Consider the following 22,450-nt stretch of genomic DNA (forward strand, 5'->3'; position numbering starts at 1 on the left):
TTGCCGTCGTGCCGTTTCCGCGCCATAGATCCGATTGTCAGGTGCCCGCCGTCACAGGCGGGAGAATCGGGAATCCGGTGCAAGGCCGGAACGTGCCCAACGCTGTAAGGCCGACGCCCGCCGCTTCATGACGCCACTGGCCGCAGGGCCGGGAAGGCAGCGGCCGGGCGGATGACGCCGAGTCAGAAGACCGGCCTGGCAAGATAGACCTAACCCGCGCGGACGGCGGGCGGTTGCGTTGTTGGGGATTTGACGATGCGACCCATTGACGATGCCGTTTGCCCGGCATCCGGTTTTTCTGCGGCCGAACGAGAGGCCGTCTATCACGCAATCATGACGCGGCGCGACGTGCGCGGCGAGTTCCTGCCCGATCCCTTGCCGGACGACCTGATCAGGCGGCTTCTGACGGCCGCCCATCACGCGCCTTCGGTCGGCTTCATGCAGCCGTGGAATTTCGTTCTGGTCAAAAGCGCCGAGGTGAGGGCGCGGGTGCGCGACGCATTCGTCAAGGCCAACGAAGAGGCCGCCCTGATGTTTGCGGCCGAACGGCGGCAGGCCTATCGCGCGCTGAAGCTTGAAGGAATCGTCGAGGCGCCGCTCGGCATCTGCGTCACCTGCGATCCCACCCGCAGCGGCAGCGTCGTGCTGGGGCGCACGCACAATCCGCGCATGGACAGCTATTCCACCGTCTGCGCCATCCAGAACCTGTGGCTTGCGGCACGAGCCGAAGGCGTCGGCATCGGCTGGGTCAGCATCTTTCGCGAGGGCGACCTGAAGCAGATTCTCGGCATACCCGATCATATCGAGGTCGTGGCCTGGCTCTGCGCCGGTTTCGTCGACCGGCTCTATGAAGAGCCGGAACTGGCGGTCAAGGGCTGGCGGCAGCGCCTGGCGCTGGAAGAGCTGGTCTTCCATGACGGCTGGGGGCAGGCGGCAGGCTAAGGCCGCGCCGTTTCCTACGGCTGCTGCTGCGGCTGCGGGCCTGTCACGGCCGGATTGGCGAGATCGATCTTGCCCTGATCGCCGGCAAGGAATTGCGGGCCGACCTGGCGAACCTTGGTTGCGGGATCGTAGGGGCGATCCGGCACCTGCGGCTGCGGCGGCGTATCCGCGGCCTTCGGGGCCTGAGTGCGGATCGTGGTGATCGAGCCCTGCGGCGCGGGCGCCGGCGCGGAGACCGTCTGGTTCCGGCGCATTTCCTCGTAATAGGCCGTCAGGTTGCAGGAGCAGGCGGATTTTTCGCCGGGCGGGCGGGTCTTGTAGGCGAAGGCGTTCTTCATCGCGCCATAGGGCGCGCCCGTCGCCGTCGAGATCATGTTTGCGGCTTCGGTGCTGGAAATATCGCGATAATAGAGTTCCGTCTCCACGCCGGGGCACATCTTGGCGCAGGTCGCGGCATCGCGGCCGAAATCGACCGAGGTGGCGTTGTTGCTGATCGGGAAGAAGCCGCCGTCGCAGGTGCGCACGCAGATGGTGCTGACGGGCGAGAGCATTTCGGCGCGCGGCAGGCCGTAGCGCTCACCGCCGCCGAGGGGAATGAACGTATCGCCGCGCATGGCCTGTTCCTCGATCGAGGGGGCCGGCGCATAGAGGTCGCCCTGTGCGGGTTCGCTGAAACTCTCGCTGTTGCAGCCATTGTCTTCAAGCGCGGCCAGCAGGCCTTCGCGGGCCGGATCGACAGCGGACTGGCGCAACGCGTCGCGGCGGTCCTGCAGGTAGCGGATATTGTCCACCATCTTTGCCTGCGCCTGTTCCAGCTCTTCGCAGAAACCGGCATTCTCGCCGCCGACGACGACCATGCTGCCGGACGTGCAGCCGTAGCGGCGCAGATCGCCGCGCACCTTGCGCAATTCCAGATTCTGTTCGGCCAGCGCGCCCGCATATTGGCGCATCTCGGTGCCGTTGGCATTGCCGATCACCTGCGGCAGGTCGGCAAGACGCCCGCGCAGATCCTCGCAGATCGCATTGGTCTGCGCCTCTGCGGGAACCGCGAATGCCAGAAAGAAGACGAGATACAGGTTTCGGCGCTTCACGACGTCGTTCCGGAGTGAGAAAATGCATCCATCGGCGAATTGCGGCTTCAATCCGCCGCGCTTTGTCTTAACGTATTTCCCTTAATAAGCTCGGATGAATTCCTAGCGCATTTTTGCGATCTTATCCAGAACACCCGATGCTCCGCTCCCGCCGCTCCCGCAATCGCGCGGGGCATCCGTGACAGCTAAACAGTTGATATGACAGATATCCCACGCGACATGCTTTCCCGCGCAGCCGCATCGGCAATGCCGCAGGGCAGACAGGGCCTTCACGTTTTCGTGGACGGCTGTTTCGAGCCCGGTTCCGGGCAGGGAGGATGGGCCTTCGTCGCCTACCGCGACGGCGCCGAAATCGCCGCAGGCTTCGGCGGCGCGGAGAATTCGGCCAATAACAGGATGGAACTGACCGCCGTGCTTGAGGCGGCGGCCTGGATCGGCGGCGCGGCGGCGGGCCTGCCGGCGCTGATCTGGTCCGATTCCGTCTACGTCGTCGAAGGCTGCAACCATTGGCGGGCGATCTGGCGGAACAACGGCTGGAAGAAGAGCAATCCAGGCGGCAAGGCCCGAAACCGGGCGATAGCGGATGCGGACCTCTGGAGGGCCGTCGATCTCAGGCTGTTGCAGAATCCGGCGATCGGCATTGCCTGGTGCAAGGGCCATTCCGGTATTGCCGGCAACGAGCGCGCCGACGAACTGTCGGATCGGGGACGCCGCTCGATAGGGCGTCCCCGACAGGCTTGACATGCCTAGGCCGGCTGCGAGGCCTCGACGACGGCGAGCGCCGCCATGTTGACCACGCCGCGCGAGGTGACTGACGGTGCCAGGATGTGGGCGGGCATGGCCGTGCCGAGCAGGATCGGGCCGACATGCAGGCCGTCGGTCATCGACTTGACGACGCCGAGCGTGATGTTGGCGGCATCGAGGTTCGGGAAGACCAGGAGGTTGGCTTCGTCATGCAGCGTCGTGTGCGGCATGACGCGGCGGCGCAGCTCCTCGGAGATCGCGCTTTCGCCGTGCATTTCGCCGTCGACCTCGAGATCGGGTGCTGCCTCGCGCACGAGCTGCAGCGCATTGCGCATCTTGGTGGCGCTTTCGGATTCGCGCGAGCCGAAGTTCGAATGCGAGACGAGGGCGGCGCGCGGGGTGATGCCGAAACGCTTGATTTCCTCGGCTGCCAGAACCGTCGCCTCGGCGATCTCTTCCGCCGTCGGGTTGAAGGTCACGTAGGTATCGGCAAAGAAGGTGGCGCCGCGCTGCGAGATCATCAGGCTGAGGGCCGAGAAATCGCGCACGTTCGGGCGCTTGCCGATGATCTGGCGCACGTCGCGCAGGTGCTTCTCGTAACGGCCTTCGAGGCCGCAGATCAGCGCATCGGCTTCGCCGCGCTTCAGCGCCAGCGCGCCGATGACGGTGGTGTTGGTGCGCACGATGGTGCGCGCCGCTTCCGGGATCACGCCGCGACGGCCGACGAGCTGCAGGTAGAGATCGACATATTCGCGGAAGCGCGGATCGTCCTCGGGGTTGATGACCTCGAAATCCTGCAGCGGGCGGATGCGCAACCCGTAGCGCTTCAGGCGCGTCTCGATGACCTGCGGGCGGCCGATGATGATCGGCTCGGCAATGCCTTCCTCGAGCAGCACCTGGGCGGCGCGCAGCACGCGCTCGTCTTCCCCTTCGGAGAAGATGACGCGCTTGCGCTCGGCCGTCTTGGCGGCCGTGAAGATCGGCTTCATGACGAAGCCGGAGCGGAACACGAAGCGGTTCAGCTGGTCGAGATAGGCATCGAAATCGACGATCGGGCGGCGCGCGACGCCGCTTTCGGCCGCAGCCTTGGCGACTTCAGGCGCGATGCGCAGGATCAGGCGCGGATCGAAGGGCGAGGGGATGAGGTAATCGGGGCCGAAAACCGGCGTTTCGCCGGAATAGGCGCGGGCGGCAACGTCGGACGGCTCCTCGCGGGCAAGGGCTGCGATGGCGCGCACGGCGGCCATCTTCATTTCCTCGTTGATCGTCTCGGCGCCGCAATCCAGCGCGCCCCTGAAAATATAGGGGAAGCAGAGGACGTTATTGACCTGGTTCGGGAAGTCGGAGCGGCCGGTGCAGATCATCGCATCCGGGCGGGCGGCGCGGGCGAGATCCGGCATGATCTCAGGCGTCGGGTTGGCGAGCGCCATGATGAGTGGCTTTTTGGCCATCTGGGCCAGCAGTTCCGGCTTCAGAACGCCTGCGGCCGACAGGCCGAGGAAAACGTCGGCGCCGCCGATATTTTCGGCGAGCGTGCGCGTGTCGCTCTTCTGGGCGTAGACGGCCTTCCATTCGTCCATCAGCTCGACGCGGCCTTCATAGACGAGGCCTTCGAGGTCGTGGACCCAGATGTTTTCGCGCCTGGCGCCAAGCGTCACCAGCAGGTTGAGACAGGCGAGCGCGGCCGCGCCGGCGCCCGAAGCGACGATCTTGACCTCGTCGATCTTCTTGCCGGCGAGTTCCAGGCCGTTGAGGATGGCGGCGGCGACGATGATGGCGGTGCCGTGCTGGTCGTCGTGGAAGACCGGGATCTTCATCTTCTCGCGCAGCTGCTTCTCGATGCGGAAACATTCCGGCGCCTTGATATCCTCGAGGTTGATGCCGCCGAAGGTCGGCTCCAGCGAGGCGACGGTGGACACCATCTGGTCGACGTCGGCCGCATCCACTTCGATATCGAAGACGTCGATATTGGCGAATTTCTTGAACAGCACCGCCTTGCCTTCCATGACCGGCTTGGAGGCCAGCGGGCCGATATTGCCGAGGCCGAGAACGGCGGTGCCGTTGGAGATGACGGCGACGAGGTTGGCGCGGGACGTATAATCGGCAGCCTGTTCCGGATTGTCACGGATGGCGAGGCAGGGAGCGGCCACGCCGGGCGAATAGGCGAGCGCCAGGTCGCGCTGGTTGCCGAGCGGCTTGGTGGCCTGGATTTCCAGCTTGCCGGGGCGCGGATAGCGATGGAAGAAGAGCGCCTGCTCGTCGAGGCTGCCGCCCGTCAGATTCTTTTCCGATTTGGATTTCTCCTGGTGATCCATCGCCGCCTCCAGCGTTGTTCGAAGTCTTTTGGAGCTTCCTCCATACATCAATCGACCGGCCTGGACAGTACGGAAATGCGGCGTGGGGAAAGTTTTCGTGCGGGGGCGGGGCGGCTCTTGGTGCCGAACGGCTGCCGCCAGCTAATCCTTTTGGGGAAACTTGTCTGGTGAGGGCGGCAAGCGCAGAATACACGCGCGGCGGTGCGGGGCGCCGGTCGCATGGAGGAAATCATGGACAACTTGAACCTCACGACCCTGCAAAGGGGTCAGACGATGGTCAATGACGTGGCCATCGATGCATTTGCCGCCGGATTTCGCGGCAGTCTCCTGACCAGCAAGGATATGAATTACAACGAGGCGCGGGCGATCTGGAATGCGATGATCGACCGGCGGCCCGGCCTCATCGCGCGCTGCGCGGGCGCTGCCGATGTCGTTCGGGCGGTGCGGTTCGCGCGCGACAACAATCTTCTCGTTTCGGTGCGCGGCGGCGGGCACGGCATTGCCGGCAACGCCGTCTGCGACGGCGGAGTCGTCATCGACCTGTCGGCGATGAAATCGGTGCGGGTCGATCCGCAGACGCGGCGCGCCAGGATCGAGCCGGGTGCAACCCTTGCCGATGTAGACAAGGAAACGCTGGCCTTCGGGCTAGTGCTGCCGACCGGCATCAATTCCACGACAGGCATCGCCGGCCTGACGCTCGGCGGCGGCTTCGGCTGGCTGACTCGCAAATTCGGACTGACCCTCGACAATCTACTCTCGGTCGACGTGGTGACGGCGGATGGCGAACTGGTCAAGGCGAGCGAGACGGATAAGCCCGATCTCTTCTGGGCATTGCGCGGCGGCGGCGGCAATTTCGGCGTCGTGACCTCCTTCGAGTTCAAGCTCAACCCGCTCGACACCGAGGTTCTCGCCGGGCTCGTCGTGCATCCCTTCGCCGATGCGGAAAAAGTGCTGAAGGAATACCGGCAAGCGCTGGAGGCGGCGCCCGACGAACTGACCTGCTGGGTGGTGATGCGTCAGGCGCCGCCGCTGCCCTTCCTGCCGGCCGAATGGCACGGCAAGGAGATCGTGGTGCTGGCGATGTGCTATTGCGGAGGTGTCGCGGCGGGTGAGAAGGCTGCTGCCAGGTTGCGCGCTATCGGAAAGCCGATTGCCGATATCGTCGGCCCGATGCCGTTCACCAGCTGGCAGCAGGCCTTCGATCCGCTGCTCACACCAGGTGCGCGCAATTACTGGAAGAGCCAGGATTTCGCTTCCCTGTCCGATGCGGCGATCGACGTGCTGCTCAAGGCGGTGCGCAGGCTGCCCGGCCCGGAATGCGAGATCTTCATCGGCCATGTCGGGGGTGCTGCCGGGCGCGTGGCCAACGAGGCCACCGCGTTTCCGCAGCGCAGCTCGCATTTCGTCATGAATGTGCATGCCCGCTGGCGGGAAACCGGGATGGACGGAAGCTGCGTCGGCTGGGCGCGCGAGCTTTTCGATGCCACCAAGCCGCATGCTGTGGGAACCGCCTATATCAACTTCATGCCTGACGACGAAACCGACCGCGTCGAAGCCGCCTATGGCACCAACTACGCCCGCCTTGCTGAGATCAAGCGGCGTTACGATCCGAACAATCTGTTCCGGATGAACCAGAACGTGAAACCGATGGCGACGGTGCGCACTGCCTGAGGATTGATGTTTTAGGGAAGGAGTTTCGCGCCAGCGCCGGAATGTGAATGTGTTGGCGTGAAGCCGGCCAGAGCCTCGAACGGGAGGTTCGGTTGGCGTTCCCGGTGAAGCACCGTGGAAAGGCCACCAGGCGCTCCACATCTAGCCTGTATGAACGGCTTTGCAGGGCTTTCCCGCGCTTTGTCATCTTCCTGATACACGAGTCTGATTTTGGAAGACCAGACGAAGAACGATGGGACACGAGCGGAAAGGCTTGTGACAGACATGATGGAACCCCGGCGCTTCCGCACCCTCTTCATTTCCGATCTGCATCTGGGCTCGAAGGCCGCCAAGGCGGATTTCCTGCTGGATTTCCTGCGGTATCACGAGGCCGACACGATCTACCTCGTCGGCGATATCGTCGACGGCTGGCGCCTGAAGCGCAGCTGGTACTGGCCGCAGGTCTGCAACGACGTCGTCCAGAAACTGCTGCGCAAGGCGCGCAAGGGCACGCGCGTCGTCTATATCCCCGGCAATCACGACGAATTCCTGCGCGCCTTTCCGGGCACGCATTTCGGCGGCATCGAAGTGGTCGACCGAATCGTCCATGACGGCGCCGACGGCAAGAAATACCTGATCCTGCATGGCGACGAATTCGACGTCGTGGTGCGCAACGCAAGGCTGCTCGCCTATCTCGGCGACTGGGCCTACGACATGGCGATCCGCATCAACGTGGTGCTCGCCGCCGTGCGCCGCCGCCTCGGCATGCCCTACTGGTCCTTCTCGGCCTGGGCCAAGCTGCAGGTCAAGCACGCCGTCAACTTCATCGGCGAGTTCCAGCGCGTGGTGGCCGAGGAAGCCCGCAAGAGCGGCGCCGACGGCGTCATCTGCGGCCATATCCATCATGCGGTGATCGAGGATATGGAGGGCATCCGCTACATCAATACCGGTGACTGGGTGGAAAGCTGCACGGCGATCGTGGAGCATGAAGACGGTACGTTCGAACTCATCACCTGGCGCGCGCTGACCAGCAACGTGCCGGCATTGACATCTGTCGAATTGCTTGAGGAGGGCGATCTCGCCCCGCAGGCTGCCTGAATAATGTGTGCGTACCGCATCGGCGGCCTGCCGCCGGTGCACCATGAATTTAGCCGTTGCCTTCGGGCGACAGGCCCTATTTATTTTTTTAAATCGTTTCGAATTCTATCCGTATCGTTTCGATCGGGCTATTTCTCGCCATAGTCGTGTCTGATTGGATGTGTTAGGCAACGCAGAGTTTCCTTCAGGTCCATCATGATTCCCGCTCAAAATCCCTCCAGGGGCGAGGGAGCGCCACCGCGCTTCCGGCTGCTCAGCGCGCTGTGCTACAGCGCGCCGCTGCTGGTCAACGGTATCGTCCTGCCCTTCTTTCCCGTCTGGCTGTCGACCCACCAGTTCAACGACCACCAGATCGGCACGATTCTCGCCGTGCCCATGGTGGTGCGCGTTCTGGTGGCGCCCATCGTGGCGGTCTTTGCCGACCGCATGCAGGAGCGGGCGCATGTGCTGCTCTGGTCGGGCATCCTGTCGCTGCTGACGGCCATCGCGCTCTACTGGACGACGGATTTCTGGCCGGTGCTGATCGTCTTTGCGCTGCAGGGCGCGACCTTTGCGCCCTATGTGCCTGTGGTCGAATCGATCGTGATTTCGGGCGTGCGCCGCTGGGGGCTCGATTACGGCTCCATGCGCGTCTGGGGCTCGGTCGCCTTCATCGTCTCGACGCTGGCAGGCGGCGAGCTGGTCGGCCGCTGGGGCGGCGGCATGGTGCTGCCGGTGATGATCTTCGGCTTCCTGCTGACCATCGTCATGGCGATCTTCTGTCCGCGCATCGGCCCGACGCGGCGGCGCGGCCAGCCGATCAACCTTCCGGCCACCACCGGCAGCGGGCTGCGCGAGCCGCATCTTCTGCTTCTGCTGCTCGGCGTGTCGATCCAGCAGGCAAGCCATGCGCTGCTCAACGCCTTCTCCTCGATCTACTGGCACCAGCTCGGCTTTTCCGGCACCGAGGTCGGCATTCTCTGGAGCGCGGGCGTCGCCTCCGAGGTGACGGTCTTCTTCCTGTCGCGCCGCCTCAACCGCCGCTTCAACGCCTGGACGCTGATCCGTTTCGGCTGCGCCGTCAGCATCTGCCGCTGGGTCTTCTTCCCGACGGAGACGAGCTTCATCGGCTTTTTCGCGCTGCAATGCCTGCACGGCTTCACCTATGCCTTCGTGCATACGGGCGTGCAGCGGCGCATCGTGGCGACCGTGCAGGAGACGCAGGAGGCCTCGGCCCAGGGCGCCTATTTCTTCTATATCGGCATGGCCTCGGGGCTGATGACGATCGCCTCCGGCTATATCTACGCCGCACTCGGCCTCGACAGCTATTATGTCATGGCCTGCGTGGCGGCCTTCGGGCTCGGGCTCGTCATCATCGCCTATTACCTTCAGCCCCAGAGGCTGGCTTCGGGCGGGGATACGAGGGAGCCGGCATAGGTCAGGCCGGGCTCGCGGTCGCGGGCAAGCAGCAGCGGGCCGTCGAGATCGACGAAATCGGCATCCTGCGCCAGCAGGACCGCCGGCGCCATCGCCAGCGACGTGCCGACCATGCAGCCGATCATGATCGAGAAGCCGAGACGCTGCGCTTCCTCCTTCATTTCAAGCGCTTCCGTCAGGCCGCCGGTCTTGTCGAGCTTGATGTTGATGGCGTCGTAGCGGTCGGCAAGGCTTGCGAGATCGCCGGTGTGGTGGACGCTTTCGTCGGCGCAGACAAGGACATGACGGGCGATCTCGGCCAGCATGTCGTCGCGGCCGGCCGGCAGCGGCTGCTCCACCAGCGCGATCCCGGCTTCGGCGGCGATGCGAAGATGATGCTCCAGCCGATCCTCCGGCCAGCCCTCGTTGGCATCGAGAATGATGGCGGCGTTCGGGGCGGCCTGGCGCACCGCGCGGATGCGGCTTTCGTCGTCGCCCGTGCCGACCTTCACCTTCAGGAGCGGGCGCTGCGCATGTTCGCGCGCCTGGGCCGCCATCACGTCGGGTTCGCCGAGCGAGATCGTGTAGGCCGTGGTCAGCGGCTTCAGCTTGCGCAGGTCGAGGCGGGAGGCGACGCTTCTGCCCGTCAGCTTGGCTTCGAGATCCCAGAGCGCGCAATCGACGGCGTTGCGGGCGGCACCCGGCGGCATGGCGTGCAGCAGTTCGGAGCGCGAAACGCCGTTCTCGATCAGCGGGCGGGCCGCTTCGATCTGCGCCATGACGCTTTCCATCGTCTCGCCGTAGCGGCGGTAGGGCACGCATTCGCCGCGCCCTCTGGCCGTTGCCTCCGTCAGCGTGCAGGTAATCACCTTTGCCGAGGTCTTTGCCCCGCGCGAGATGGTGAAAGTTCCGGCAATCGGGAATGAATTCATCTGGATATCAAGGTGACGCGGCATATTTGCTCTCCTGCGAGCATGGAAATTGCGCGTTGCTTCTGTATATTGACGCGCCGGCGGCGAATATAGTGTTCGCGAGTCGGAACTGTCGCCGCAAGCATTGAAAGACACAAGTATTTTGAAGTCCGAGAAACGCAACGCCGCCTCGCTGCATGTGGACGACCGAGCCGGTGGCTCGGGCCAGCACGTGCATCTTGAAGGCAATTGGCGCAGCGCCAACATCCATCTCGTGCTGCAGGATTTCGACAAGCTTTCGCGCAGCAACAGCGGCGACCTGACGCTCGACCTTTCCGGCGTCACCGATATCGATACGGCCGGCATCTGGCTTCTTTGCCGGCTAAAGAAACAGCAGGAAGAGGCCGGACAGACGGTTCGCTTCGAGGGAACCAACCCGCATATCGACGAGCTGATCGCCACTTTCTCCAGGGAGCCCGAAAAGCAGGAGCCCGAGCAGAAGGAGCGGCTGTCGATAACCGAGCGCATCTTCGCGCCGATCGGGCGCATGACGCTCGACGTCTGGGACAACCTGGCCGCCGCCATGTATATCCTCGGCTCGGCGGTGCGCGGCGCGCAGATGAAGTTCGGCCGCGGCAGCGGCGTTTCTCCGGCCTCGATCGTCAACCAGATCGACCATATGGGCGTGCGCGCCGTTCCGATCATCCTGCTGATGTCCTTTCTGATCGGCGCGATCATCGCGCAGCAGGGCGCCTTCCAGCTTCGTTACTTCGGCGCGGAAATCTTCGTCGTCGATCTTGTCGGCATCCTGCAGCTGCGCGAAATCGGCGTGCTGCTGACGGCCATCATGATCGCCGGCCGTTCGGGCAGCGCGATCACCGCCGAAATCGGCTCCATGAAGATGCGCGAGGAAGTGGACGCGCTGAAGGTGATGGGGCTGAACCCGATCGGCGTCCTGATCTTCCCGCGGCTGGTGGCGCTGACCGTGGCGCTGCCGCTTCTGACGGTGATCGCCAACTTTGCCTCGCTCGCGGGTGCCGCCGCCGTCGCCTATGCCTATTCGGGCATTACCTTCGCCACCTTCCTGTCGCGCCTGCACGAGGCGGTGACGCTCTCGACCGTGCTTGCCGGCATGATCAAGGCGCCGTTCATGGCGCTCGTCATCGGCATTGTCGCAGCCGTCGAGGGGCTGAAGGTGGGCGGCAGCGCCGAATCGCTCGGCCAGCATGTGACGGCCTCCGTCGTGAAGGCGATTTTCGTCGTCATCCTGATGGACGGGCTTTTTGCGATGTTCTATGCAGCGATCGATTTCTGACATGGCGGGCAACGTGGATCAGCAACCGATCGAAACGGGCAGGAACGGCACCCAGAACGGGGGGCGCGACGTCGTGCTTTCGGCGCGCGACGTCACCGTCGGTTTCGGCTCCAAGGTGGTGCTCGACAAGCTCAGCCTCGATATCTACCGCGGCGAGATCCTCGGTTTCGTCGGCGCCTCTGGCACCGGCAAATCGGTGCTGATGCGCACCGTGCTGCGCCTCCTGCCGCGCCGCTCCGGCACGATCAGGATTCTCGGCCAGGATTTCGACGAGCTGGACGAGCCGGAGCGCAATGCGCTGGACATGCGTCTCGGCGTTCTCTTTCAGCAGGGCGCGCTCTTCTCCTCGCTGACGGTGAAGGAGAATATCCAGGTGCCGATGCGCGAATATCTGGATCTGCCGGCGACGCTGATGGACGAGCTGGCGCATCTGAAGATCCGCATGGTGGGTCTGGCGGCCGACGCGGCCGACAAATATCCGTCCGAGCTTTCGGGCGGCATGATCAAGCGCGCGGCCCTTGCCCGCGCACTGGCGCTCGATCCCGAACTCGTCTTCCTCGACGAGCCGACCTCGGGCCTCGATCCTATTGGTGCTGCCGAATTCGACGAGTTGATCGCCAACCTGCGCGATAGCCTGGGGTTAACCGTCTATATGGTGACGCATGACCTCGACAGCCTGTTTTCGGTCTGCGACCGTATTGCCGTGCTCGGAAAGAAGCGGGTAATGGTGGAAGGAACGATCGACGACATGCTGGCCTACGACGATCCGTGGGTGCAGGCCTATTTCAGGGGCAAGCGGGCGCGCTCGATCGTGCCGCAGGACGACGCGCCGGCAAGGGCGCAGCATGACAGCGGGAAGTGACCGGAGACGATGGAAACCAGAGCCAATTACACGATCGTCGGCTTTTTCACCGTTCTGGTGATCGCGGCCGCATTCGGCTTCGTCTACTGGATGGCCGAATATGGCCGCAGCGGGCCGATGGCCGAGCTGATCGTGCGCATTCCGGGCTCCGCCAACGGCCTCAGCGTCGGCTCGCCCGTGCGCTTCAACGGCATCCAGGTCGGCTCGGTGCAGACGCTCTCCATCGATGCCGACGATCCGCAATATTCGCTGGCTTTCACCGAGGTCCGCTCGGACGCGCCGATCTATCCCTCCACCAAGGCCGCCCTTGAAATCCAGGGCCTGACGGGTGCGGCCTATATCGAGCTTTCGGGCGGGCGCAAGGAAGACAAGAACATTCTCCAGCAGGCGCTGGAAAGCGGCAAACGCGCCGTCATCGTCGCCGACCAGTCGAGCGTCACCAACCTGCTTGCCACCGCCGACAAGATCCTCGACCGCGCCAACGATGCGGTCGGCGACGTGCAGGGCTTCGTGCGCGATGCGCGCGGGCCGCTGACCAAGACGCTGCAGAATGCCGAGACCTTCTCGGATGCGCTGGCCAAGAATTCCGGCAATATCGACAGTTTCCTGCAGAGCGTCGGCGACCTCTCCAACACGGTGCGCAACGTCTCGGGCCGGGTCGATTCCACGCTTGCCGCCGTCGAGGATCTGGTGAAGGCCGTCGACGCACAGAAGATCAACACGATCCTGACAAACGCCGAGAAGGTGAGCCGCGATATCGCCGATGCGTCCGGCGATCTCAAGGGTCTGGTCGACAAGGTCGACCAGACGGTGACGACCTATAACGAATTCGGCAAGAAGGCGCAGGTGACGCTCGACCGCGTCGATACGCTGGTGGCCGCCATCGACGCCAACAAGATCAAGGGCTCGGTCGACGATATCGCCCAGGCGACCAGGGATGCACGCGTCGCCGTCGCCTCGATCCGCGATGTCACCAATACGGTGGCCGACCGGAAGAAGGATATCGACCAGACGATCCAGGACGTGCAGCAGATGGCGAACAAGCTGAACTCGGCTTCGACGCGTGTCGACGGCATTCTCATCAAGGTCGATGCGCTGCTCGGCTCGGACAATACGAATTCGCTCTTCACCGAAGCGCGCGCGACGCTCGAATCCTTCAAGAAGGTGGCCGACAGCATCAATGCCCGCATCGGGCCGATCGCCGACAATCTGCAGCGCTTTTCCGGCAGCGGCCTGAGCGACGTGCAGACGCTGGTCAACGAGCTGCGCGGCACGGCCAACAATCTCAACAATGCCATTACCAATTTCGACCAGAACCCGCAGCGGATCATCTTCGGCGGGCCGACGGTGAAACAGTATGACGGGCGTACGCGGCGTTGAGGCGGTTCCGGCAAAAATGCGCAGCGGTTTTGCGTGCGGAATTGCCGAGCTGCAGGCAACAGTTTCAGTCAGGATTTGCGGGAAAGAAGAACAGAGGTCAGGGGTAGCGTAATATGGGTCTATCGCATGTGATGTCGCGCCGTTCCTGGATCCGCGGAACGGCGATTATTTTGCCGCTGACGGCCGCACTTCTGGCAGGCTGCGGAACGACGGCAAAGAACGACACCTTTGATCTCTCGGCAGCCAACGTCGACGGCACCGGCCCGTCGGCCAAAAACAAGCAGATCCTGATTGCCGATCCGACGGCTCTGAAGGCGCTGAACAGCGACCAGATCGTCATCCGCGTTTCGCCCTCCGAAATCCAGTATCTGGCACGCGCCCAATGGAGCGATACGCTGCCGCGCATGGTGCAGTCGAAGCTCGTCGAAGCCTTCGAGAATTCCGGCAAGCTCGGCGGCGTCGGCAAGCCGGGGCAGGGACTGGCGATCGACTATCAGGTGGTGAGCGATATCCGGTCCTTCGAGATCGACGCTTCCTCGGGCAACAAGGCCGTGGTCGAGATTTCCGTCAAGATCCTCAACGACCGCAACGGCACGGTGCGCGCCCAGCAGGTCTTCCGCGCAACGGCTGCGGCCGGCGGCGACAATGCGGGCTTCGTGAAGGGGCTCGACCGGGCGTTCACGGCCGTGACCGACCAGATCGTCGGCTGGACGCTGAAGTCGGTCTGAGCCTGCTCTTCCGAAAGAGAAAGCCCGAAACCGTCAGGCGGTTTCGGGCTTTTTCGTTTCCGGCCTGTCCGGAGGCCTTACTTGGTCGGCTGGGCATCCGTCATCGACGGCGTGCCACCCGTTGCCGAGGCCGTGGCGGTCGAGGCCTGGGGCAGGTAGCTGTCGAGCAGGCCGGCCATCTTGTCGTCGCGCAGGCTGGCGGTCTTTTCGCCCATGACGACGCCGACGACGCGGCGGCCGTCCTTGGCGGCTGAGGTCACGACATTGTAGCCGGAGGCATCGGTGAAGCCGGTCTTGATGCCGTCGACGCCGGCATAGCGGTACATGAGGTTGTTATGGCCGCGCAGCTTCATGCCGCGGAACTGGAAGCCGCGCATGGAGAAGAGCTTGAACTCCTCGGGGAAGTCGCGCATCAGCGCCACGCCGAGCGTCGCCATGTCGCGGGCGGTGGTCACCTGTTCGGGATCGGGCAGGCCCGACGGGTTCTTGAAGACGGTGTCCTTCATGCCGAGCGCGCGAGCCTTGTCCGTCATGACAGTGGCAAAAGCCTGTTCCGAGCCGGCGAGCTGTTCGGCAAGCGCCACGGCGGAATCATTGGCCGAGAGCACGACGATGCTTTCGACGGCTTCCTTGACCGTGACCTTGCGGCCGGCGCCGACGGCGAGCTTGAAGGGCTCCTTGCTCTCGGCATTTTCCGACATGGTGATCTTCTGGTCCCAGGTCAGGCGCTTTTCATGCAGCGCCTGGAAGGTGAGGTAGAGGGTCATCATCTTGGTCAGCGATGCCGGGAAGTTCAGCTCGTCCTGATTGGAGGCTTCCAGCACCTGGCCGGTCTGCACGTCCACGAGGATGCTTGCCTGGCCGGCTTCGGCCTGCATGGATGCGCCCAGAAGAAATGCGGAGGACAGGGCGGCGGCGATCAGCCGGGAGGTCGTCTTGGTCATCAATGTCTGCGGTCTCTGTCGTGGCAAGCGATTGGCTTGGCAAAGGTCTTGATGGAGCCATGGCCTGATACGGCCCGGCCCGTCGATGGATGCGGATCGGGAATGTTTGTGACGGAATGAAGGAGCAGGGGCAATAAAAAAGGGCCATCCACAGATGACCCCTTTTGTCTCACCATCTTTCGGCGCGCGCTCAGCTGAGCCGGCCTGCCGCATGGGCCAGCATCGTATAGACCTTGCCGGTATCGGAAGTCAGGTAGGACTGCGTGACCGTGCGGTTCGGATCGGTGCGGGCGACATCGGCAAGCAGCTTTTCGAAATCGCCGATGTAGCGGTCGACAGCGGTGCGGAATTCCGGCTCGCGGTCGTACTTGCGCTTGATCTCGTCAAAGGTCTGCTGGCCCTTCAGCGTGTAGAGGCGACGGGTGAAGACGTCGCGCTCGCCGCGCTGGTAGCGGCGCCACAGGTCCACCGAAGCGTCGTGATCGATGGCGCGGGCGATATCGACCGAGAGCGAATTCAGCGATTCGACGACATGGCGCGGGTTGCGGGCATCGTTGGCGCGCTGGGCGGGAGCAGGGGCTGCGGCTTCCGCTGCCGGGCGGGCCGGGGCCGCACGCGAGGCTTCCTCGGCCTCGTCACGCGAGGCGCCGCGCAGGAGATCGCTGATCCAGCCGCCGCTCGTGGCTTCCGGGCGCGGCGCTTCCTGCCGGGCTGCAGCCGGTGCCGGCTGGGGAGCCTGGGCAGCCGGACGCTGCGGGGCCGGCGCAGGGGCTGTTGCCGGGTTCGGGGCGATGGTGCCGCGCAGGCCCATGGATTCGATCGACTGGCGGGCCGTCGGAGCCGGCTGCGGGGCCGGCGCCGCCGGGATCACCGGCTGGCTGACACGCGGCGCCGGCTCCGCCTGGGCGAGCGAGCGGGCGACCGGCTCGGAGATTTCCAGGCGGTGGCTGGAACGGCCGACGATCTGCGAAATATCCTGCAGGGCCTTGATCTGCTCGGCGACGGCGCGGCGCATGGCGGACGCGCTTTCCTTGGCTTCTTCCGGCAGGTCGAAGGCGCCGCGCTTCAGCTCGGCGCGGGTGGCGTCGAGTTCGTTGCGGATATCGGCCGCCGAGCGGCGGATTTCTTCGGTGGCGCCCGAGAAGCGGCCGACCGCTTCGTCGATCGCGTCCCGCAGCGATTCACGCAGGTTCTGCGCCGCATTGTCGGAAGCGCGGCCGGCTTCGCCGAGCATGCGCTCGACTTCCGACAGCGAGGCCGTCAGGCCGCCGCGCAGGCGGTTGGTGAGATCGCCGGAGCGGCGCTCGACATTGGCAAAGCTGTTGTCAATCGTCGCGTTGGCCTCTTCGCCGGCGCGGTTGATCGCCTCGCGCATGGTCAAGGCTGCTTCCTCGGCGCGCTTTTCCGTATCCGAAAGCACGCGGCCGATATCGGCGAAGGAGGCCTGCACGCTCTGGCGCAGAGTCCCCGTGACCTGGTTGGAGCGCTGTTCCGCACGTTCGAAGACGGTTTCGATCATGCCGCCCAGGCCGCGCATGGTCTTTTCGATCTCGCCGGAGCGCTGGACGAGGCCGCTTGCCAGCGTCTGCAGGGCGGCTTCACGCTCTTCCAGCGTGGAGACGAGGCCGGACTGGGCGGCCGCGAGAAGATGCGATGCCTGGCCGAGAACCTTGGAATGGTCGTCGAAGCGGCCGATGATGCTGCCGACCTGGGCGAGCGTCTGGCCGGATATATCCGACAGGCGATCGACCTTGCCTTCGAGCAGGCGGGTGGAAGCGGACACCATTTCGGCAGCCTTGGCGGCCGAGTCCGTGAAGCGCGTCGTCGTGTCGCCGAGGCGGCTGTCGACGCCGCTCAGCTGATCGGCGGCGCGCGTCATCATCATGGACATGGCGGCGCTGCTTTCCGACAGGCGCTGGACAAGGCCGTTGACGTTGTTCGTCAGGTTGTTCTCGATGGCGGCGACGGCATTGGCGACATTTTCGGCGCGGGCGGCGACGGCCTGGGTCAGCGCGTCGTTTTCCGCCCGCAGGCGCTCGGCGCTGAGGCTCGCGGCCGCGGTGATGCGCGCTGCGGCTTCCTGGCCGGCATCGCTGTAGCGGTCGATGATCGGGCGCGCCGTCTCGTCCAGGATGCGCGTCAGCTCGGTGGAGCGGCCGGCCAGCATGGAGTTCAGGTCGCGGGTGCGCTCGTCGAGCGTGGCGCGGATCGAATTGCCGCGCGCTTCCAGCGCCTTGTCGATATCGCTGAGCGTGGTGTCGATTTCGCGGGCACGCTGCTCCAGGCTGGAGCGGATGATGCTGCTGCGGGCTTCCAGCGCGCGGTCGACCTCGGCCATGCTGGAGGTGATCTGGCTGCCGGCATCCGTCAGCGTCGAGCGGATCGAATTGCCGTGCGCCTCCAGCGTCTGGCCGGCATCGGCCAGCGCACGGTTGATGGCGCTGACCTGGCCGCTGACGATGTTTTCGGCTTCCGCCACCTTGCTGACGATGACGTTGCCGGCTTCGGAGAAGGTCTGGGCAACGGCGGCAGCCTGGCCGGCGAGGCGGCTCTGCGCTTCGGCGACGCGGTTGACGATCTGCGAGGAGCGCTCGTCCATGGCGTCGGCGAACTGCTGGCCGGTGCGGCTGAGCAGTTCGGAGGATTTGACGGCTTCGCCGTCCATGCCTTCGGCCGCTTCGGCAACGGCGCTGCGCAGGCTGGCGGCAAGGCCGGCGGCCTTGCCTTCGATCGTGCGGTTGACGGCGTCGAGGCCGACGGTCAGGGCGCGGTCCATGGTGGACAGGCGCTCTTCGATGCGTGCGGTGCCGCGATCCATCATATCGCTCAGGGCCGCGGTGCGGCCGTCGATCGACTGGGCCAGGTTCGCGCTGCCGCTTTCGAGCGTTTCGGCAAGCTGCGCCCGGCGGCTGTCCAGAGCCTCGGTGAGATGGGCGCTGTGGCTGTCGAGAGCGTGCGTGAGGTTGGCGCTGCCGGCCTGCAGCGCATCCGTCAGGCTGGCGGCGCGGCCGTCGAAGGTTTCGGTCAGGCTGGCGGTGCGGCTGTCGAGCGCCTGCGTCAGGTTTGCGGCGCTGGTGCCGAGCGTCGTGGCGATGCGCTGGGCGGCGTCGTCGCCGATCGAGCCCAGACGCGAGATACCGTCGTCCAGAAGGCCGGAGAGATGGCTGCCTGCGGCATCGACCCTGCCGACCACGCCCTCGACGCCATCGGCGATGCGCGCCTCGATGGCGGCAAGGCTGGCTTCGACGCGGGCGCCGGTTTCGGTGAAGCGGCCCGTGAGGCTGTCGACGGACTGGTCGAGATGACCGGAGAAATCGACGGCCGAACGCGAGATCGTGTCGGCGGCTTCCTGGAAGCGGCCCGCAATCTGGCCGGCGCCCTCGCGCATGCGCTCTTCGAGCGACTGGGCGCTGTTGTCGATCGCCTGGCGGATCGCCGCCTCGCGATCTTCCAGCGACATTTCGAGCATGCTGATGCTGGTCGCAACAGAGGTGCCGATCGAGGTCGCCTGTTCGGAGAGCGTGTCGTTGATGAGGTTGTGCGCCTCGCTCAATGTCAGCGTGATCGCATTGGTGCGGTCTTCGAGCGTGGTGCGAATGCGCTCATGGGCGGCGGCAAGACCGCCTTCGACATTGTTTGCCGCGTCGTTGGCAAGGGCGGCCATGCGCTGCTCGGCGTCGGTCAGGCCGTTCTCGATGCGGCCCGTCATGCTGCCGATGATGCCTTCCATGCGGGCGCTGCCGGCGTCGAGGGCTTCCGAGAGGGTGGACGTGTGCTCGGCCAGCGCGGTTTCCAGGCGCGCCTGATTGTCCGTATAGGCGGCGCGGATCGCTTCCGTGCGGTCGGCAAAGGCGCCGGCGACGCGCTCTTCGGCATTGGCAACGGTGTCCATGATGGCGTTGCTGCGGTTTTCGAGCGCCGATTCGAAGCGGCTCTGGCCGTCGTCGAGCGAAATGGCGAGCGCCATGGTCTTTTCGTCAAGCGTGTCGGACAGGCGGTCGGTGCTGTTGGCAACGGCAAGGACGATGGATTCGGCGCGGCTGGCGAGCGCTTCCTCGATGCGCAGCTGGCTTTCGCCGAGCGAGGCGGTAATCCGCTCATGCGTGCCGGCGGCCGCGTTGACCAGCGCGTCGGCGCCCGCCGTCAGCGTGTCTTCCAGGCGGCTCTGGCTTTCGTTCAGCGAGATCGCCAGCGCCATCGCCTTTTCGTCCAGCGTTTCGGCAAGGCGGTCATGCGTGCCGGAAACGGCGCTGAGGAACGATTGCGAATGGGTCGAGAGCGTGTCTTCGATGCGCGACTGAGTTTCGTTGAGCGAAATGCCGAGCGCCATCGCCCGCTCGTCGAGCGCTTCGGCAAGGCGGTCATGGGTGCTGGAAACGGCGCTGAGCAGCGCCTCCGAACGGGTCGAGAGCGTGTCGTCGATGCGGGCCTGGCCTTCGTTCAGCGAGATCGCCAGCGCCATCGCCTTTTCGTCCAGCGTTTCGGCAAGGCGGTCGTGGGTGCTGGAAACGGCGCTGAGCAGCGCCTCCGAACGGGTCGAGAGCGTGTCGTCGATACGGGCCTGGCCCTCGTTCAGCGAGATGGCGAGCGCCATCGCCTTCTCGTCCAGCGTATCGGAGAGGCGGTCATGGGTGCCGGACACGGCATCGATGAGCGATTGCGAACGGGTGGTGAGCGTGTCTTCGATGCGCGACTGCGTTTCGTTGAGCGAAATCGCCAGCGCCATCGCCTTTTCGTCGAGCGTCTCGGCAAGACGGTCATGCGTGCCGGAGACCGTATTGATAATGGCTTCCGAACGGGTGGTGAGCGCCTCGTCGAAGCGGCTGTGATGGTCGGCGAGCGCGCCGATCAGCGCTCCGCCGCGTTCGGCCATCACGCTGTCGAGATCGCTGTGCGCCGTCTTCAGCGCATCGGTGATCTCGGCGGCGCGGGCGGCGAGAACGCCGCTCAGCTCTTCGGCGCGGCCGCCGAATGCGCTCGTGACCTTTTCGGTGCCGCTATCGACGGCAGCGGCAAGTTCGCTCGTGGTGGTCTGCAGCGTCTCGCGGAATTCGGCGGCGCGGGCGGCGAGGTTGTTCTGCAGGTCCGAGGTGCCGGCCGCAAGCGCCAGCGAGATTTCCGAGGTGGCCGTGCTCAGCGCCGAGCCAAGTTCGCCGGTGCGGGCCGTCAGTGCCGAGGTGATTTCGTCGGCGCGGTTGGCCAGCGTGTTTTCCAGCACTTCCTGGCCGGTTGCAAAGGCGGTCGCCAGCGCCAGCGACCGCTCGCTCATGGACGCGCCGAGGCGATCGATATTGCTGGTGAGGATGCCTTCGATGGAATCGGCGTTGCCCGACAGCGTCTCGTTGATGCGGGTGAGGCTTTCGATGAGCTTGGTATCGAGCGAGCCGGAGCGCTTGTCGAAGGCATCGGTGAATTCGGCGACGCGCTCGTCGAAGGCGGTCGAAAGCTGGGCGACGGTCGTCTGCAGGCGTTCCTCGAAGAAGCCGGAACGCACGTCGAGATCCATGACCGCGTCGTCGGCCGTCGATTGCAGGCTCTGGCGGAAGCTCGCGCCCTTTTCGTCGAGCGCGGCGTTCAGCCTGGAGAGCACGTCGTCCAGCGTGCCGCCGATCGTGCGTTCGCCGGTCGTCAGGCTCTCGTTGATCTCGCGGGTGCGGGAAATCAGGATTTCGTTGAGCTGCTGGGTGCGTTCCTGCAGCGCCGCGTTCAGGCGCTCGGTGCTCGCATCCATCGTCGAGGCGCGCGTCTCGAACTGGGTGAGCAGGCGCTCGCCATGTTCGTTGATCGTGTTGGTGAGCGCATCCAGGCGGTTGTCGAACTCGTTGCCGATCGCAAGGCCGGAGGCGGTCAGCGTGTGGAGCAGCGTATCGGCCTTGGCGGCCAGCAGCGTGCCGAGCGACTGCATGGCGCTGTCGGACTTTTCCATGATCGCGGCGGCGCGCGTATCGATGAGCGAGGCGAAGGCTTCGCCGGAGGTCGCAAGGCGGATGGCGATCTCTTCCGTCGCCAGCGACAGTTCTTCCTTGAGCTGGTCGTGAACGCCGGCAATGGAGGAGCGGATGCGGTCGGCATGGTTGACGATCGCTTCGCGCTCGGAGCCGAGTTCATGGACGAGGCCGCGCACGCGCAGTTCGTTGTCGGCATAGGAGCGCTCCAGCGCATTCACTTCGGAATGCACGAGCGTCTCGAGTTCGGAAGCGCGCGCAATGGTGCGCTCGATGCCTTCGTTCATCGCCGAGACTTCGCGGCGCACGGCCTGGCCGACCGTCATGATGCGTTCGGAGGCGATGGTTTCCGGCTCGGAAAGGCGCAATGCCACTTCGGCCATGGAGCGGGCGGCGTTGCGCATGTCCTGGGCGCGCGAGATCATGATGGCAAAGGCGTAGAACATCATGACCGGCACGACGATGCCGACGATGCCGGCAATCACGCCCGGCAGGGCGGCAAGGTCGGTCAGCGAGCGGATCTGCGAGATCTGCGGCGCATAAAGCATGAACATCAGCCCGAGGCCGATGACGACCCAGAGGATGGAGACGAGGGCGGCCGTGCGCAGGGCAGGGCGGCTGGAGCCGCTTTCCAGCGACTTCAGCAGCGAGGCCGGCGAGTTGCGGCTGGCGTCGTTGGCGGGCGAAAAGGCCGGTGCGCGCGGAGCCTGCTGATCGCCGGTGCGGGCGGCGCGGCCGCGGCGGCGCTGCGTTTCTTCCTGGGACTGATTACGGGCATTGGATGGTTCAGTCACATTAGCCTCCGGGGCATGGGGCGCGCTGCCGCGGCGAGACGGCACGTTCTCCTGGCCGAAATCAATCTGAAGCGCCTCGTCCAATGCCTTGAACGCCTTGTCCTCGATCGATTCATTGTATTTGTTATTCGCCATTCCGGTATGCCTCGCAATTCCCGGCCAGCCCGGCAGCGCGTCCGGGCCATCGCCTTCGCCCGGATGAACCTTCGCCGTTCCAGCCTTCCATCCCAAGACGGACGGATAAGCATGTCATTTCAGAGTAGATAGCCGATTTTTCAAACGAAAGGTATCAAAACACTACCATTATCCACTCTGGCGGCAAAGGCGCGCGGCAGG

At 64.9% G+C, this 22,450-nt stretch carries 14 protein-coding genes and 1 riboswitch; of the genes, 9 read left to right on the top strand and 5 right to left on the bottom strand.

Going from position 1 to position 22,450, the window contains the following annotated elements; all coding sequences use genetic code 11:
* Window positions 1-22 precede the first annotated feature (22 nt).
* Window positions 23-213: riboswitch (cobalamin riboswitch) on the top strand.
* 42 nt (window positions 214-255) lie between these two features.
* A complete protein-coding gene (bluB, locus tag ACU8HS_RS20570; RefSeq protein WP_112705249.1) occupies window positions 256-942 on the top strand; it encodes a 5,6-dimethylbenzimidazole synthase in 687 nt (228 codons plus the stop codon).
* A 14-nt stretch (window positions 943-956) separates the two neighbouring features.
* Here the strand turns inward: bluB and ACU8HS_RS20575 are convergent, their stop codons facing one another.
* Window positions 957-2,033: a DUF2865 domain-containing protein gene (locus tag ACU8HS_RS20575; RefSeq protein WP_447015101.1), complete on the bottom strand. Its 1,077-nt coding sequence runs from the start codon at window positions 2,031-2,033 to the stop codon at window positions 957-959.
* Between the two features lie 198 nt (window positions 2,034-2,231).
* Between ACU8HS_RS20575 and ACU8HS_RS20580 the strand changes: the two genes are divergently transcribed.
* Complete coding sequence (locus ACU8HS_RS20580; protein WP_447015102.1) at window positions 2,232-2,774, top strand: ribonuclease H family protein; 543 nt, start codon at window positions 2,232-2,234, stop codon at window positions 2,772-2,774.
* 5 nt (window positions 2,775-2,779) lie between these two features.
* Here ACU8HS_RS20580 and ACU8HS_RS20585 read toward each other — a convergent pair whose 3' ends face one another.
* A complete protein-coding gene (locus tag ACU8HS_RS20585) occupies window positions 2,780-5,092 on the bottom strand; it encodes an NADP-dependent malic enzyme (RefSeq protein ID WP_447015103.1) in 2,313 nt (770 codons plus the stop codon).
* A 231-nt stretch (window positions 5,093-5,323) separates the two neighbouring features.
* Between ACU8HS_RS20585 and ACU8HS_RS20590 the strand changes: the two genes are divergently transcribed.
* The 3 genes from ACU8HS_RS20590 (at window position 5,324) to ACU8HS_RS20600 (ending at window position 9,256) form a co-directional block, all read left to right on the top strand.
* Window positions 5,324-6,763: an FAD-binding oxidoreductase gene (locus tag ACU8HS_RS20590; protein ID WP_447015104.1), complete on the top strand. Its 1,440-nt coding sequence runs from the start codon at window positions 5,324-5,326 to the stop codon at window positions 6,761-6,763.
* A 264-nt stretch (window positions 6,764-7,027) separates the two neighbouring features.
* The gene (locus ACU8HS_RS20595; protein WP_112573284.1) at window positions 7,028-7,840 is read left to right on the top strand and encodes a UDP-2,3-diacylglucosamine diphosphatase; all 813 of its coding nucleotides are present in this window, start codon (window positions 7,028-7,030) and stop codon (window positions 7,838-7,840) included.
* A gap of 195 nt (window positions 7,841-8,035) precedes the next feature.
* The gene (locus ACU8HS_RS20600; protein WP_447015105.1) at window positions 8,036-9,256 is read left to right on the top strand and encodes an MFS transporter; all 1,221 of its coding nucleotides are present in this window, start codon (window positions 8,036-8,038) and stop codon (window positions 9,254-9,256) included.
* Here ACU8HS_RS20600 and dgcA read toward each other — a convergent pair.
* A complete protein-coding gene (gene dgcA, locus ACU8HS_RS20605) occupies window positions 9,208-10,191 on the bottom strand; it encodes an N-acetyl-D-Glu racemase DgcA (RefSeq protein WP_447015106.1) in 984 nt (327 codons plus the stop codon). The two genes, ACU8HS_RS20600 and dgcA, sit on opposite strands and share 49 nt — an antisense overlap.
* A gap of 100 nt (window positions 10,192-10,291) precedes the next feature.
* Here dgcA and ACU8HS_RS20610 point away from each other — a divergent pair, with 100 nt between their 5' ends.
* The 4 genes from ACU8HS_RS20610 to ACU8HS_RS20625 all read left to right on the top strand — a co-directional run bounded on the left by ACU8HS_RS20610 (window position 10,292) and on the right by ACU8HS_RS20625 (window position 14,431).
* Complete coding sequence (locus ACU8HS_RS20610; RefSeq protein ID WP_447015107.1) at window positions 10,292-11,461, top strand: MlaE family lipid ABC transporter permease subunit; 1,170 nt, start codon at window positions 10,292-10,294, stop codon at window positions 11,459-11,461.
* 1 nt (window position 11,462) lies between these two features.
* Window positions 11,463-12,323 carry an ABC transporter ATP-binding protein gene (locus ACU8HS_RS20615; RefSeq protein WP_377309838.1) on the top strand — a complete coding sequence of 287 codons (861 nt, stop codon included), beginning with the start codon at window positions 11,463-11,465 and terminating at the stop codon, window positions 12,321-12,323.
* A gap of 9 nt (window positions 12,324-12,332) precedes the next feature.
* A complete protein-coding gene (locus ACU8HS_RS20620; protein WP_112573294.1) occupies window positions 12,333-13,703 on the top strand; it encodes an MCE family protein in 1,371 nt (456 codons plus the stop codon).
* A gap of 113 nt (window positions 13,704-13,816) precedes the next feature.
* Complete coding sequence (locus ACU8HS_RS20625; protein ID WP_113412282.1) at window positions 13,817-14,431, top strand: ABC-type transport auxiliary lipoprotein family protein; 615 nt, start codon at window positions 13,817-13,819, stop codon at window positions 14,429-14,431.
* A 77-nt stretch (window positions 14,432-14,508) separates the two neighbouring features.
* Here the strand turns inward: ACU8HS_RS20625 and ACU8HS_RS20630 are convergent, their stop codons facing one another.
* Complete coding sequence (locus tag ACU8HS_RS20630; protein ID WP_112759090.1) at window positions 14,509-15,375, bottom strand: D-alanyl-D-alanine carboxypeptidase family protein; 867 nt, start codon at window positions 15,373-15,375, stop codon at window positions 14,509-14,511.
* Window positions 15,376-15,565: 190 nt separating this feature from the next.
* Window positions 15,566-22,249 carry an apolipoprotein A-IV repeat region-like domain-containing protein gene (locus tag ACU8HS_RS20635; protein WP_113412356.1) on the bottom strand — a complete coding sequence of 2,228 codons (6,684 nt, stop codon included), beginning with the start codon at window positions 22,247-22,249 and terminating at the stop codon, window positions 15,566-15,568.
* Window positions 22,250-22,450: the final 201 nt, after the last annotated feature.

It is taken from the genome of Rhizobium sp. KDH_Rht_773_N (assembly GCF_052946295.1).